Origin of the sequence: Nitrobacter sp. TKz-YC01 (genome assembly GCF_047824785.1) — a bacterium.
Lineage (GTDB): Bacteria > Pseudomonadota > Alphaproteobacteria > Rhizobiales > Xanthobacteraceae > Nitrobacter.
The window spans coordinates 2,820,586-2,834,979 of sequence record NZ_CP181167.1 but is presented as its reverse complement, the minus strand read 5'-3'; the positions used below and the strand labels follow the sequence as shown (position 1 = coordinate 2,834,979).

Genomic DNA, 14,394 nt, shown 5'->3' with positions numbered 1-14,394 from the left:
CGCATGGCTAGTCGGTTTGGCTCGGATTCAGGTTGTAAATAAGCCCGCATTCGCTGCGGGCTTTCTCATTTACCAACTACTGCCGAAGCCAACAGAGACTCCCGGCCCGTAGCCATAGCTGCCACCGTAATACGAATTGCCGAAGCCAACTGAGATGCCTGGCCCGTAGCCGTAGCCGCCGCCGTAGATGCCCCGTCCATAGCCATAGCCGCCGCCGTAATACGGACCGCCGTAGTACCTCGGAGCGTATCCCGAACTTCTGTAATACGGGTAACGCTGATAGCCATAGTGATGATGATGCCCATGTCCATAGTGGTGATAATGCCGATGTCCATAGTGGCGATGGTCTGCGTTTGCACTGGAAACACTGAGTAACGCGACCGCGCCCACCGCCATCGCGAAAGACAACTTTTTCATCTGAATACTCCGTAATGTGCCGAGTACTAATTAACGAGGACGCTCTATGTTCCTTGCCGCTATGTGTATGAACAGCCGTTCATATTCCCTCCGGCAGCTTCGGCTCCCGCCTGTCGTGAGGCTGCGTCGTTACCTGTCCCTGTCGCAATCGCCAGCCGGCTGCCGCTTGATCGAGAAGTGGGCGATGCTGCTGTTCGATGTTGGATTTGGTCAGACTGATCTTTGGAATGGTGATCGACCTGCTGCGGTCGCGAGTTGGGCTTGAGGCAGAAGTTCTGGTCTTCAGTCAACAAATCAATGTGCTGCGGCGAACTCGTCCCAGGAGAGACCTGCCTTCATCCCGATTGATCGACTGATATTGGAAGGTGTCTGCCGACCGTTTCCCAAGATGTATGATACACCGGCGATCGTCCGACCGACGTGCCCAGCTTGAGCAACTCGCCATGGATCCGCGGCGCTCCCCACTGCGGTTGGCGACGCTCATCTCGAGGATCGGCCGGCGAATTTCTAACGGCACAGTCGGTCGACCGTCATAGGCTCGGATTGCTGGCATTTCAACAGCCGACGAACTTTGTAAGCGTGGTAAGTCGAGACAACGTCCTTTGCCTGCTTATCGGTGCGCAGACCAAGATACACAGGATGCGCATTTCGCCAGGGCTGGTCCATTCTGTGATTTGACCTCTGCTACAAGCTGCGGCTTCACCCCCGTTGTGATCGCCTCATTTCCGGCCCGAGCTTGTCGATGTTCATCGATCCACAGCGCTCGTAATATCGCCACCCCACGCCGGCGCTCTGGCAACGATCGCATCAATAAGGAACGATGGCATCATCACCCCGTTACTCAAGACGGGCTCGTCTCTAGCCCAAGAGGCGCGATTTGCCCCCTTCAACTCGAAAGTAACCAGCAGCTGAGGAGGAACTTAAATGAGGAGTAGAATGAAGAACAGGTTTCTCGTCACGACGGCTGCATTGCTTGCCAGTGTGAGCTTTGCGTCCGCGCAAAGCATGAGCGGCGATGTTGGCGGCGCGGCGAGTGAAAGGGGAACATTGGCGGGTAGTCATTCCAGAAGCGGAACGGGCGGCGGGGAGGGTACTTCCCGTAGCGACGGAATGTCAGAAAGACATGGGTCCGAATCGCGCGAGAGCGGTCGGGCCGAAGGGTACTCCGCACGCGGTAGCGAATCCAGCCGCGCGCAGCAGAGGCGGTCAGAGCGTGACTCCGATCGCGACGATACGCGCCGTTCGGAGGAGTCGCGCAGTAAACAGCGTGACACGAGCAAGGACCGGGCGCAGCAGCGCGACAAGGATCAGACGGTCGGTCAGAGCAGGCCCGAGCGCGACAATGCAAAGCAGTCGGAAGATCGCACGCATGATACGGGCAAGGCCGACGCCAAGGCTGACAATAAGTCCAACGGCCATCAAAGCGGCTCGTCCGGCATGCAGGGGCAGAGCGCCCAGGACCGGAATTTGAATTCTGGCGTCGATCAAAACGCGGCGCAGGGCCAGACCAATACCCAGGGGGGCCAGAGCCAGACCGCTGCTGGAATTCAGACCCAGAGCGGCAAGAACGTGACGGCACAACAGCAGACGACGCTTCAGCAGTCGGTGCTGCGCGCAAGCAACGCCCCGCGCCTCAACGCGAACTCGATCAATTTTCAGGTTCGCTCCGGCATTGTGGTCCCGTCCAGCGTAACCGTCGCCTCGGTATCCACCTATCCGGCGCTGATTGACGTGTTTCCGGCCTACCGCGACAATAGCTTCTTCGTTATGGAGGACGACGTCGTGATTGTCGATCGCGATCGCCGTATCGTCGATGTGGTTCCCGTCGGCCCGCGCGCGCGCTTCGCCGGCGGTGGTAGCAGCGGTCAAAGTGGCGGGCCCATCGCCGCAGTTGACCTGCCGCCCGACGACATCCGTGTGATCCAGCGCGTGTTGATCGATCGTGGTCTTCTGCACGGAGATGCCGACGGCGTCTGGGGTCCGGCAACCCGCGAAGCCATCACAGTGTACCAACGTCAACAAGGTATTGCCGTGACAGGCATGATCGACATGCGCACGGTGTCGTCGCTTGGCGTTTCCAGTCAGCTGAGCCAGCAGGCAAACCAGAGCATCCAGTCGCAGTCTTCATCGACCGGCTCTCAAACCTCAACCGGTACCCAGACCACGGCGGGTCAGGGACAAAGCGGTCAGATGGGCCAGCCCTCGAACCAACAGACCGATCAGACGTCGAACCAGAATGCTGGGCAAACGCAAAATCGGCCGTCTTCGACAACGGGCCAGAGCGCGCCCAATCAGTCGAACACGACGGGTCAGGCTAACCAACCTTCGCCGAGCGGAACGACGCCCAATCAACCGGGCGCGAACCAGAGCACGTCTCCGAACTCCTCATCAGGCTCCGGTTCGAGCGAGAAATAGTTCCGCCAGGGCTGTGGGGCTCGAATTGATAGTCATAAAGAGTTCCGCTTCGGCGGGCTCTTTTTTGTGCGGTCTATCTTGCCTGTTTGGGCGGACGACCTGTGCGCGGATGGATTGTCGACGAGCCCGAAAATTGCTGACTCCCTGGACTTTCCGAAGAGGAGAGTGGGGCCATGGATTGCGTATGCCGCGTCCGCCGTTCGAAAGATCCGCCAGACACAGACCGCGCAGCGTGGCGCGGGCCTGCTCCGACAGTGTCACGCCGTAGCCTAGCGATTTGGTGTCGTTACCTCATGGCTCTGAAGATCCCTGGTTTTGCCCGAAAGGACGAATTGGCTTCGCAAGGGCAGAAACCGGAGCAAATCGCGCAGCCATCTCGCCTTCTCGACCGTACCAGCCCCACCAGCTCAACTCCCGTCCACACTCTTTGCGCGACCCCGCTCGTAATTGAACCGCCCCGGGTTTGCCGGAGGCTCCAAGTCTGAGAGAGGATGGAGCCATGACGAGCAAAACGACGAACAAGTTCTCACCGGAGGTTCGGGCCCGAGCGGTTCGGATGATTTTGGATCACGGCAGCGAGTATCCGTCCCGCTGGGCGGCGATTGAGGCGATAGCGCCCAAGATTGGCTGTTCCTGTCATACCCTGCTGGAATGGGTGAAGAAGGCGGAGGTCGACAGCGGCAAGCGAGCGGGCGTTCCCACGGACGTCGCCGAGAAGCTGAAGGCGCTTGAGCGGGAGAACCGCGAACTCCGGCAGGCCAATGAGATCCTGCGCAAAGCGAGCGCTTATTTTGCGACGGCGGAGCTCGACCGCCGGTCCAAGCCATGATCGCCTTCATCGACGATCATCGCGCGGCGCATGGGGTCGAGCCGATCTGCAAGGTTCTGTCGATCGCCCCCTCGACCTATCATGCCCATGTCGCCAAACGGCGTGATCCCGCCAAGCTGTCGGCGCGCGCCAGGCAGGATGTCATCCTGAAGATCGAGGTCCGGCGCGTCTTCGATGAGAACTTCCGCGTCTATGGCGTGCGCAAGATCTGGCGGCAACTCAAGCGCGAAGGCTTCGATATCGCCCGTTGTACGGTGTCACGATTGATGCGGACCATGGGCTTGCACGGTGTTATCCGCGGCAAGTCGGTCAGGACCACGATCGGCGACAAGGCGGCGCCATGCCCGCTGGATCACGTCAACCGCCAGTTCAAGGCGTCGAGGCCGAATGCGCTTTGGCTCTCCGACTTCACCTATGTTGCCACCTGGACCGGCTTCATCTATGTCGCCTTCGTCATCGACGCCTATGCCCGCAGGATCGTCGGCTGGCGGGCATCACGTTCGGCGCACGCCGGCTTCGTGCTCGATGCGCTGGAGCAAGCCCTGCACGATCGACGGCCGGTCCATCGCGGCGGGCTCGTACACCACAGCGACAGAGGAAGTCAGTACGTATCCATCAAGTACACCGAGCGCCTGGCTGAAGCTGGCATCGAGCCGTCTGTCGGCAGTGTCGGCGATTCCTACGATAATGCTCTCGCCGAAACCATCAACGGCCTCTACAAAGCTGAGGTGATCCACCGACGCGGACCGTGGCGTAGCTTCGAGGCCGTCGAGTTCGCAACGCTGGAATGGGTCGATTGGTTCAACAACCGACGGCTCTTGGAGCCCATCGGAAACATCCCGCCCGCCGAAGCCGAGCAACGCTACTACGCCATGCTGGAACAATCGGCCATGGCGGCATAACTTAAACCAAACGGCCTCCGGCAAACCCGGGGCGGTTCAACCCTCCAGGCTCCAGTGGCCGCAAACGTCTTCGCCATCTTGGGCCCTGATACCCGGCGTCGGCGAAGATCGTTTGGCCCAAACGAGCCGCCCCCGCGCGCAAGCGTCAGCCTTCGAGCAGATCTCGGGCCTCCCGCCGTGTCGGGTCGAAAAGCCAGGTCAGTCGGGCCGACCTCCTCCTTTGCCTCAAAGAGTTGGCGGGCGACGATCGAGTGCTTGCCTCGCTCCTTGGAGTTGAGCCGTACGAGAAACTTCATCTCGTACCGCGTCTTGGTGTCGATCAGTCCGGGCCGAAGCGGACGTCACCGATCGGCGGGAGCTTGGCGATGCCGCGTCCGCGCCTTTGGAGCGGCTCGGTAGATTTAGGTCGCGGCTGACAGGTTTACCCGGCGCATCAGGGCCTCACCGCTCTCCTTGCGCTCGGAATAGCGGTCGGTCAGGTAGGAAGAGACATCGCGCGTGAGCAGCGTGAATTTCACCAATTCCTCCATTACGTCGACCACTCGATCGTAAAAGGCGGACGGTTTCATCCGGCCTGCCTCGTCGAACTCCTGAAAGGCTTTGGCGACGGAGGACTGGTTCGGGATCGTCACCATGCGCATCCAGCGGCCGAGCACCCGCATCTGGTTGACGGCATTGAAGCTCTGCGAGCCGCCTGACACCTGCATTACGGCCAGCGTGCGGCCCTGCGTCGGCCGAACCGCGCCGATCGATAGCGGAATCCAGTCGATCTGCGCCTTTATCACCGCGCTCATCGCGCCGTGCCGCTCCGGGCTGGTCCAGATCTGGCCTTCCGACCAGAGCGAGAGCTCCCGCAACTCTTTCACTTTCGGATGGCTGACATCTGCACCGTCCGGCAATGGCAAGCCATGCGGATCGAAGACGCGCGTTTCCGCGCCGAAATGTTTCAGCAGGCGCTCGGCCTCCAGCGTAAGGAAACGGCTGTAGGAGCGCTTGCGCAGCGAACCGTAGAGCAAGAGGATACGCGGCGGATGGGTCGAGGGCGCTGCCCGAAGCCGATCAATCGTCGGCACGGCAAGGCATGCGCCATCGATATTGGGAAGATCACGCAACATCAGCGTTTCGCCTCGGCCACGGCCCGGGGCTTCTCGCCGCGCTCATACCAGTCTTTCGAGCGGTTCACGATCCAGACGACGGAGAGCATCACCGGCACCTCGATCAGCACGCCGACCACGGTGGCGAGCGCAGCACCGGACTGAAAGCCGAACAGGCTGATGGCGGCGGCGACCGCCAGCTCGAAGAAGTTCGATGCCCCGATCAGCGCCGACGGTCCCGCGACGCAATGCTGTTCGCCGGTCAGGCGGTTGAGGAGATAGGCGAGCCCCGAGTTGAAATAGACCTGGATCAGGATCGGCACAGCGAGCAGCGCGATCACCAGCGGCTGGGCGAGGATCTGTTCACCCTGAAAGCCGAACAGCAGGACGAGCGTGGCGAGCAGCGCCACCAGCGACAGCGGCTGAAGGCGGTCGAGGAAGCGCTTCAGCGCCGGCTCGCCGCCAGTGGCGAGTATCCGGCGGCGCAGCACCTGCGCGGCGATCACTGGCACGACGATATAGAGCGCGACGGACAGGACCAGCGTGTCCCACGGCACGGTGATGGCCGACAAGCCCAACAGCAAGCCGACAACGGGCGCGAAGGCGAACACCATGATGGTGTCGTTAAGCGCGACCTGGCTCAGCGTGAAATGCGGCTCGCCCCTGGTGAGGTTGGACCAGACGAAGACCATGGCGGTGCAGGGTGCTGCGGCGAGGATGATGAGGCCGGCGATATAGGAGTCGATCTGCTCGGCCGGCAGCCAGGGCCGGAACAGATAGCCGATGAACAGCCAGCCGAGCGCCGCCATCGAGAAGGGCTTGACCGCCCAGTTGACGAACAGCGTAACGCCGATGCCGCGCCAATGCTCCTTGACCTGGCCGAGGGCGGTGAAGTCGATCTTGACCAGCATCGGCACGATCATGAGCCAGATCAGCGCCGCGACCGGGAGGTTGACCTTGGCGATCTCGGCCTCGCCGATGGCATGGAAGACCCCCGGCATGACATGGCCAAACGCGATGCCGGCGACGATGCACAGGGCGACCCAGAGGGTGAGATAGCGTTCAAAGGTGGACATGCTTGCTCCTCACGCCGTCGCCACGCGGCGGCCGTGTTCATCGATCACCTGCTCACCGTCTTCCTTGATGAAGGCGCCGCGCTGCGGCGGCAGCAGGTCCAGCACCTCCTCGGACGGCCGGCACAGCCTCACTCCTTTCGGGGTGACCACGATCGGACGGTTGATGAGGATGGGGTGCGCCATCATGGCGTCGAGAAGCCGCTCGTCGCTCAGAGCCGGATCACTAAGGCCAAGCTCGGCATAGGGTGTGCCCTTTTCGCGCAACAGGGCGCGAACGGGGATACCCATGCGCGCGATGAGTTGCTCAAGCACCGTCCGGCTCGGCGGCGTCTTAAGATATTCGATGACATGGGGTTCGACATCGGCATTGCGGATCAGGCCCAAGGTATTGCGCGACGTGCCGCAATCGGGGTTGTGATAGATGATGACGTCCATGATCGGCCTCACGCTGCGCTTGGTCGCGGCTTGGTCGCGCCCCGCAACTGGCCGATCTCGACAAGCTTGGAGCCGAGGGTCATACGGTCGAGGCTCACGATCGGCAGAGCCGTGAAGACAGAAATCCGGTTTCGCAGATAACGCAAGGCGGTGACAAACGCCTTTTCCTTTTCGATGTCCGGCCCTTCGACCGAGGCGGGGTCTTCGACGCCCTAATGCGCCGTCATCGGCTGGCCCGGCCAGACTGGGCAGGATTCGCCGGCGGCGTTGTCGCAGACGGTGAAGACGAAATCCATGACGGGCGCGCCGGGCTGGGCGAATTCCTCCCAGCTCTTCGAACGAAAGCCTTCGGTCGGAAAACCGAAGCTTTCCAGGACCTTCAGGGCGAACGGGTTGACCGCACCTTTCGGCTGGCTCCTGGCGGAGAAGGCGCGGAAGCGGCCGCCACCGTCCTTGTTCAGGATGCTTTCGGCGAGGATCGAGCGGGCCGAATTTCCGGTACAGAGGAAGAGAACATTGTAGATGCGGTCAATCATGCGCGGCCTCCTTGGCGGCGAGGGCTTGCGGTGGGCAGCAAGGGGAAAGATCGGCGATCAGCGGCGCGCAGATTTCGGGGCGGCCGCCGCAGCAATCCTTGACGAGGAAACTGGCGAGCGCGCGCACGGCCTCGAGCCTTGCCCGATAGATGATCGACCGGCTGTGCCGCTCGGCGTCTATCAGGCCAGCGCGCGTCAGCGTCGCCAGATGGGTGGACATGGTGTTGTGCGGGACATCTAACCGGCGGGCGATCTCGCCTGCGGGCAATCCGTTCGGTTCATGCTCTACCAGCAGGCGGAACACGTCGAGGCGGGTCGATTGCGCGAGCGCGGCGAAAGCGGGAATGGCGGTATCTGATTCCATATGTCGAGACTAAACGACATATGGACCAGAGTCCAGAGAGCGGGAAAGCCCCCACAGTTTCCGACCCCTCGTGTAACCGCTTCTCGAAAATCGGATCTTTCCCGAACGCAGGTTGCGCTGCTGGATGTCCATCGATAATTTTCGCGCGGGTTTCCGCGCGCATACGGCCGTGGGCAGGGTATGCGCTTGGTCGGGCCGCCGCGCAGAGTATGCGCGCCTATGAACCAATCTGCTGGCACCCGGAGTCCGTCTCGTACCCAATATCTGGCCGAGCGCGCCTTTGCGACGGTCGAACGCTTTTTGCACATCGAAGCCGTCAGCGGCATCGCCCTGCTGATCGCGGCTATGCTGGCCTTAATCTGGGCGAACTCATCTTTCGCCCACAGCTATCACGACCTCTGGCATACGCCGATCACCATCGGCGTCGGCGAATTTTCGTTTTCGCGATCTCTCCATTTTTGGATCAACGATGCACTGATGACGATCTTCTTCCTGGTCGTTGGGATGGAAATCCGGCGCGAGATCCATGAAGGCGCGCTGAGCAAGATCGATCAAGCCGTCCTCCCGATTGCCGCGGCGATCGGCGGCGTGATCGCGCCGGCCTTGATCTATCTGGCGTTCAATGGCGATGCGGCGCGGGTCCGCGGCTGGGCGGTGCCGACAGCAACAGACATCGCCTTCGCGGTCGGCGTGCTGGCTTTGCTTGGACGCTCGATCCCATCCAATGTGAGAGTATTCCTGCTGGCCCTCGCGATCATCGATGACGTGATCGCGGTGCTGATCATCGCCTTCTTCTATTCCAGCGGATTGGACCCGAGCGGGTTCGCGATCGCGGGGGCCGGCATCTTGATGGTGATCGCGCTGCAGCGGATCGGCGTGGGGTCCGCCTACGCTTACCTGTTGCCGGGTGCGATTGTCTGGATCGGATTGCTGGTCACCGGTGCCCATCCTACGCTTGCCGGCGTCGTTCTCGGTCTCATGACGCCCGTTTCCTCGACCCCGATGCGTGAGCGTCCCGTCGAGGTCGTGTCCCGCGTCGCCGACGAACTGCGGGACAGGGATGCCGTGTGCGCCAAGGACTCGAATGATTTAGCGCAACCGCTGCGGCAGCTCCGTCTGGCGAACCGGGAGATGCTGCCACCTGTCGTGCGCGTGCAGACCGCGCTTCACCCCTGGGTCGCTTACGGCATCATGCCGATCTTCGCGATCGCGAATGCCGGCGTCAGTCTTGACGGTGTCGATCTCGGCGCTGGCGGTTCGCAACTGGTCATGATCGGCGTCGGCCTCGCCCTCGTCGCGGGCAAGCCACTCGGCATCATCACCATCACATGGCTCATGGTGCGGCTGGGCTGGTGCCGCCTGCCGCCCGGCGTGACCTAGGGCGGGATCACCCTGATCGGCCTGCTCGCCGGGATCGGCTTCACTATGTCGATCTTTATCGCCATGCTCGCTTTCGAGAATGAAGCGCTGTTAAAAGCGGCAAAGCTCGGCGTGCTGTTGGGTTCACTGACGGCCGCGCTGATCGGCCTGGCCTGGGGCCTCGTCCATGTGCGGCGTCTTCGCCGGTAAGGCATGTTGCGGCGGATGACCTCCTACCGTCTGTTCTTCGCCAGTAGGGGCGCAGTATGTTCATCGCGGCATCTGATCTGTCGGCGGGCGGGCGCGCACCTACTGTGGAAACGGCGGTGTTTGGCGATGAAAAAGTTCTACGTCCTTTGGTCGATTTTCGTCCCTACGGAGACGTTGCACATACGTTGCTGGTCACACGCTTGAGAACCGTCAGATGAGTCGGAATGCCACTTAATCCTGGCGCAGAACTTCCGGCAGGAAAGAAAGCTGGGAATAGCGATGCTGGCCATGACGAAATGGGGGAACGACAGACGCAGACATTTCGCTCTGCGCTACACGCCAAAAGATTGAGAAGGGTCAAATCTCATCCCAATACGCTCGTGTTCGACGAACTTGACCTCGCCCACGCCCGGAGCCGCATCGACGTGGCAGTCATCAACAGCTGTATCCGCGGCTATGAAATCAAGAGCGCCAAGGACAACCTCGACCCGTTCGCTCGCCGGTGTTGACCGCTCGGGCACGGGCAGACCGCGTCGGCCGGTGCTTTCCTTCGCGCCGGACGGCTCGACCCTTTCCGCCAACGTCTACAGCCAGGGCAAGACCTTGCGGGTCCGGGGCGTCATTTTAACGAAACCGACATTCGATATCGTAGCTGCTAATCCGTGGCGGTGACCCGATACGGGAAAAGGATTCCCTATGAAACAAATGCTGTACCCACTCTTTATTCTAACGGTAGTACTGGCCGGATGCGGCGACAGGGAGCAACAAACGAAGGCCAACAGCCCGAACGATTGGCTGGTAGGGGCGCCCGATGATGCCGCGCGATTCGCATTACTCCAGAGACAGCTTCGCGGATTCGATCAGCCGATGTGGGAAGTGGGCGAAAGGTTCGAGCGCGTCCACGCTGCACTGGAACGCGGCAATTATCCGCTTGCCACCTACCATTGGGAGAAGATCCGTACGACGATCGAAAATGGCATCGTCAAGCGTCCCAAGCGCCGCGAGAATGCTGAGGCAATGTTCCTGGAGCTGGCATGGGGCGATGTCGATGCCGATCTGAAATCAGGCGATCCGGCGCGCGCCTGGGCTGCATTCGAACGCGCTAAAGCGGCGTGCCAGGACTGCCATCAGGCCGAGCAAGTTCCCTTCCTGAATGATCAGCCGGTGTTCGATCTAGCCGCGCCTACAAGTGGCGTTCGACAGTGACCCGCGAAAATCACCAGCGGCTGCGGCGCGATCTCGGCGTCGGCGGCGCCACCATGCTGGGCTTGGGCTCGATGGTGGGCACGGGCGTGTTCGTCAGCATCGGCATCGCGGCGGGCGCGGCCGGCCCCGCGACTATCCTCGCGATCCTGCTCGCTGCGCTTGTCGCGACCTGCAACGCGCTGTCGAGCGCGCAGCTTGCCGCTGCCCACGCGGTAAGTGGCGGCACTTATGAATATGGCTACCGCTACCTGACGCCCTCGCTCGGGTTCACGGCCGGCTGGATGTTCCTGTGTGCCAAGACGGCGTCAGCAGCGACCGCGGCGCTGGGGTTTGCCGGCTATCTGCTCCGCCTACTAGGTGATGGAGAGACCGCGATGCCGTGGATCGCGTTCGTCGCGGTAGTGCTGTTCACGCTGCTCGTGCTCGCAGGCCTCAAGCGATCAAGCGCGATGAATATTGCGGTCGTGTCGGTGACGCTGCTCGCACTGACTGCGTTCGTCGCATCCGGTCTGCCCAGCGCCCTGCGCACGGCCGGTAATTTCTCGCCCTTCTTCCCGGCCACCGACGGGCCGGCCCTGCACGGTTTCTTCTATGCGACCGCGCTGATGTTCGTCGCCTATACCGGCTATGGGCGCATTGCGACGCTGGGCGAGGAAGTGAAGGAGCCGCGCACATCTATCCCGCAGGCGATCATCGTCACGCTGGCGGTGACGGCAGTGCTTTACGTTCTCGTCGCGGTCGCGGCGATCGGCACGGTCGGGGCAGATCGCTTCGCGGGATCGGTGTCCGAGCGTGCCACGCCGCTCGAACCCGTCGCTCGAGCGCTCGATGTGGCATTCCTCCCGCAACTGATTGCGATCGGCGCGGTGATGGCGATGTTGGGCGTGCTGCTGAACCTCATCATCGGCCTGTCACGCATCGTGCTCGCCATGGGCCGGCAGGGCGATGCGCCGCCGCTGTTCGCCCGCCTGTCGGGTGACGGCCGCGCTCCGACGGGAGCCGTGATCCTAGTCGGCCTCGCGGTCGGCGGCCTCGCCCTGATCGGCAGCGTCGAAACGACCTGGGCCTTCAGCGCGTTCACCGTCCTCATCTATTATGCGATCACCAATCTCGCGGCGCTCAGGCTTCCGCCTGAGGATCGGCTCTATCCGCGCTGGGTCGCCATCATCGGGCTGATCGCGTGCCTGTTCCTCGCCTTCTGGGTGCCGGTCACGATCTGGGTTGTGGGCCTTGGCCTCATTCTCATCGGTCTGGCTTGGAAGACTCTGGCGCCGCGCCTTTGGGCAGCAACGAATAGGAATACGCTGTCATGAAACAGTCCTGGTGGTTCTCTCCCGGCGAAGCAACCTGGGCGATCTCCGTCCGCCTGTCGCTCGCTGGTGTGTTCATCCCCGAAGGCCTGCAGAAGTTGACGCATGCCGACATTCTTGGTGCTGGCCGTTTTGTTAAAATCGGCATTCCCTGGCCGGAGTTCTTTGGGCCGTTCGTCGGCGTGATTGAACTGCTGGCGGGGATCATGTTCCTGATTGGCTATGCTTCGCGCGCGGCGGCCGTACCGATCATTGTCATCATGATCGTGGCGATCATCTCCACGAAGATCCCGATCCTGTTAGGCCGCAAGTGGTGGATATTCAGTCTCCGCGATCTCAATCGCTATGGTTTCTTGAGCTTCACCCATGAGGCGCGCACCGACTGGGCGATGCTGATGGGCGCAACCTTCATGTTGCTGTCCGGATCAGGTCGCTGGTCGCTCGATGCGCGCGCTTGGCGACCGAAGCTCAGCCGGCGGAATGCGTTAGCTGATGGTGAATGAGGAGAGACGACCATTAGTATGGGGACGCAGGGAAAACTCGCAGGATTGCGGCTGTTGTGTTCCTGAGAATCGGCAATCGGCATCCTGGCAACGCCGCTGCTTGGATCGTTTGGAATCCGCAGTAATAAGCCTGGGCAGCGTCACGCTGACCTCTCCAAGGTGGAGATGTCGAGCGCGATGGAGCTCTTCACACTTAGCGCTACTCTATGCGATGGGGCCGGGTTGGACGGGGCTGTCGTCCGTCCTGACTGATGTTGGCGCCGCTACGGGAAGATCACCCGCATCATTCTAAACTACAAAGGCCGAAACCATCTCCCATGCCCGGCCGACTGTTGTCCAGCTTGGACGACCTGGTCGCCAGATGGGAATGTTGTCCTAATTATATACTTGACGTACCATTTTGTTAATCGGTATGTCTGGGGTCCGTGACAGGGCGGCAACACAGTTTGAAAGTTGAGCTTTCAAAGCCTTTGGAAGTTCACAAAACGTGAAATAGGACTTATCCTGTTATGAGGACGAATGGCAGACACGCCACCCGGAGGTGCGCGCGGCGGTGTCGCGCATTCGCACGGCGGCTTTGCAGCATGGCAAAACGTTCTGCGCGTTGCCGCGCGCTCCGGAGGATTGCGAGGCCTGGCATCGGGACCAGGTGCGCATGTTCATCCTGGGCGATGATCGCGGCATCAGCCGCCGTGCCATGGCGGCCCATCTGGCACGGCATCAAATGAAAGACAGCGGGCAATGAACCTGCAACACTTACGCAATTACCTGGACGGCCGCACTGAACCGGTGTGCGCCTACCTGTACGATCTGGCGCATTTGCGCCGGCGCGCTGACACGCTGCGCCGTTGCCTGATTGATCAGGGTATCCTGCTGATCCATGTCGAAAGCGAGCACCAGTTGCGACGTCTCGACTGGATCGCGCGCCGCCGCAATCAGCGGGCGGATATCCTGCTGCGGGTCAACCCGGCATCCGTGCCGCAGCAAGCCACACTGCGCATGGGAGGGCAGGCGACCCAGTTCGGTATTGAAGAGGCGCAGATACCGGCCCTGATCGAACTAGCGCTCGGCCTGCCCGGCGTGCGTCTGAAAGGCCTGCATATCCATTCCATCTCCAACAATCTGGATGCCCAGACGCATCTCGCCTTGCTCCAATATTACTTCGATCTGGCGCACGCTTGGCAGCAGCGCTATCAACTCGAATTCGATTGGCTCAACGCTGGCGGCGGCATCGGCATCAACTATGCCGACCCGCAAGCGTCATTCGATTGGGAAGGTTTCTGCACCGGCCTGGCGGCGTTGATCGTCGCGCGCCGGCCGCGCTTCCAGCTCGTCTTCGAATGCGGGCGCTTTCTGACTGCGGACTGCGGTTATTACCTTGCCGACGTTACCGACCTCAAGCACACCCACGGAAAGCACTTCGCGATACTGCGCGGTGGATCTCACCATTTTCGGCTGCCGGCATCATGGCAACACAATCATCCGTTCGTGGTGCTGCCGCGCGAAGTCTGGCCATACCCGTTCCCGCGCCCGGCCGTGCATGAGACTCCCGTAACCTTGTGCGGCGAACTGTGCACACCAAAAGACACGCTTGCCTGCGACGTCCGGGTCGAGCGCCTGCGCGCGGGTGACTGCATCGCCTTCCTGCTGGCGGGCGCCTATGGCTGGCACATTTCACATCATGACTTTTTAAGTCATCCGCATCCGGAACGGGTTTATCTGGATTAGGAAGGAGCTG

At 61.5% G+C, this 14,394-nt stretch carries 13 protein-coding genes, 2 pseudogenes and 1 other annotated feature; of the genes and pseudogenes, 9 read left to right on the top strand and 6 right to left on the bottom strand.

Annotated features, from left to right (window positions below; translation table 11 throughout):
* Positions 1 to 69: 69 nt before the first annotated feature.
* On the bottom strand, positions 70 to 417 hold the full coding sequence (locus ACMYR2_RS13565; protein ID WP_416193104.1) for a hypothetical protein: 348 nt from the start codon (positions 415 to 417) through the stop codon (positions 70 to 72).
* A gap of 1,005 nt (positions 418 to 1,422) precedes the next feature.
* Here ACMYR2_RS13565 and ACMYR2_RS13560 point away from each other — a divergent pair.
* A complete protein-coding gene (locus tag ACMYR2_RS13560; protein ID WP_416193103.1) occupies positions 1,423 to 2,832 on the top strand; it encodes a peptidoglycan-binding protein in 1,410 nt (469 codons plus the stop codon).
* Positions 2,833 to 3,331: 499 nt separating this feature from the next.
* A protein-coding gene (locus tag ACMYR2_RS13555) for an IS3 family transposase (protein ID WP_416193102.1) occupies positions 3,332 to 4,563 on the top strand; the annotation gives its coding sequence in 2 pieces (ribosomal slippage) (positions 3,332 to 3,623 and positions 3,623 to 4,563; 1,233 coding nt in all).
* Positions 3,616 to 3,732: a sequence feature (AL1L pseudoknot), on the top strand. (Overlaps the previous gene by 117 nt.)
* 401 nt (positions 4,564 to 4,964) lie before the next feature.
* Here the strand turns inward: ACMYR2_RS13555 and arsH are convergent.
* The 5 genes and pseudogenes from arsH to ACMYR2_RS13530 all read right to left on the bottom strand — a co-directional run bounded on the left by arsH (position 4,965) and on the right by ACMYR2_RS13530 (position 8,068).
* On the bottom strand, positions 4,965 to 5,678 hold the full coding sequence (arsH, locus tag ACMYR2_RS13550) for an arsenical resistance protein ArsH (protein ID WP_416193101.1): 714 nt from the start codon (positions 5,676 to 5,678) through the stop codon (positions 4,965 to 4,967).
* Positions 5,678 to 6,733, bottom strand: coding sequence for an ACR3 family arsenite efflux transporter (arsB, locus tag ACMYR2_RS13545; RefSeq protein WP_416193100.1), 1,056 nt, complete (start codon positions 6,731 to 6,733; stop codon positions 5,678 to 5,680). Before arsB ends, arsH begins: the two co-directional genes overlap by 1 nt.
* A gap of 9 nt (positions 6,734 to 6,742) precedes the next feature.
* Positions 6,743 to 7,168 (bottom strand): arsenate reductase (glutaredoxin), encoded by a 426-nt coding sequence (gene arsC, locus ACMYR2_RS13540; RefSeq protein WP_416193099.1) that lies wholly within the window; start codon positions 7,166 to 7,168, stop codon positions 6,743 to 6,745.
* 8 nt (positions 7,169 to 7,176) lie between these two features.
* Positions 7,177 to 7,704 (bottom strand): annotated as a pseudogene (locus ACMYR2_RS13535) (arsenate reductase ArsC).
* Positions 7,697 to 8,068: an ArsR/SmtB family transcription factor gene (locus ACMYR2_RS13530; protein ID WP_416193098.1), complete on the bottom strand. Its 372-nt coding sequence runs from the start codon at positions 8,066 to 8,068 to the stop codon at positions 7,697 to 7,699. The pseudogene ACMYR2_RS13535 and the gene ACMYR2_RS13530 overlap by 8 nt, the downstream one beginning before the upstream one ends.
* Positions 8,069 to 8,287: 219 nt before the next feature.
* Here ACMYR2_RS13530 and nhaA point away from each other — a divergent pair.
* From nhaA to ACMYR2_RS13495, 7 genes and pseudogenes are all read left to right on the top strand, one after another.
* Positions 8,288 to 9,637: pseudogene (nhaA, locus tag ACMYR2_RS13525) on the top strand (Na+/H+ antiporter NhaA).
* 224 nt (positions 9,638 to 9,861) lie between these two features.
* A complete protein-coding gene (locus ACMYR2_RS13520; protein WP_416193097.1) occupies positions 9,862 to 10,146 on the top strand; it encodes a hypothetical protein in 285 nt (94 codons plus the stop codon).
* 187 nt (positions 10,147 to 10,333) lie between these two features.
* Entirely contained in the window at positions 10,334 to 10,843 is a 510-nt protein-coding gene (locus tag ACMYR2_RS13515; RefSeq protein WP_416193096.1) for a hypothetical protein, read from the top strand.
* Positions 10,840 to 12,156: an APC family permease gene (locus ACMYR2_RS13510; protein ID WP_416193095.1), complete on the top strand. Its 1,317-nt coding sequence runs from the start codon at positions 10,840 to 10,842 to the stop codon at positions 12,154 to 12,156. The genes ACMYR2_RS13515 and ACMYR2_RS13510 overlap by 4 nt, the downstream gene beginning before the upstream one ends.
* Positions 12,153 to 12,656: a DoxX family protein gene (locus ACMYR2_RS13505; protein ID WP_416193094.1), complete on the top strand. Its 504-nt coding sequence runs from the start codon at positions 12,153 to 12,155 to the stop codon at positions 12,654 to 12,656. The genes ACMYR2_RS13510 and ACMYR2_RS13505 overlap by 4 nt, the downstream gene beginning before the upstream one ends.
* Before the next feature lie 541 nt (positions 12,657 to 13,197).
* Positions 13,198 to 13,401, top strand: coding sequence for a hypothetical protein (locus tag ACMYR2_RS13500; protein ID WP_416193093.1), 204 nt, complete (start codon positions 13,198 to 13,200; stop codon positions 13,399 to 13,401).
* Positions 13,398 to 14,384 (top strand): type III PLP-dependent enzyme, encoded by a 987-nt coding sequence (locus tag ACMYR2_RS13495; RefSeq protein WP_416193092.1) that lies wholly within the window; start codon positions 13,398 to 13,400, stop codon positions 14,382 to 14,384. Before ACMYR2_RS13500 ends, ACMYR2_RS13495 begins: the two co-directional genes overlap by 4 nt.
* The last annotated feature ends 10 nt before the right edge of the window (positions 14,385 to 14,394 follow it).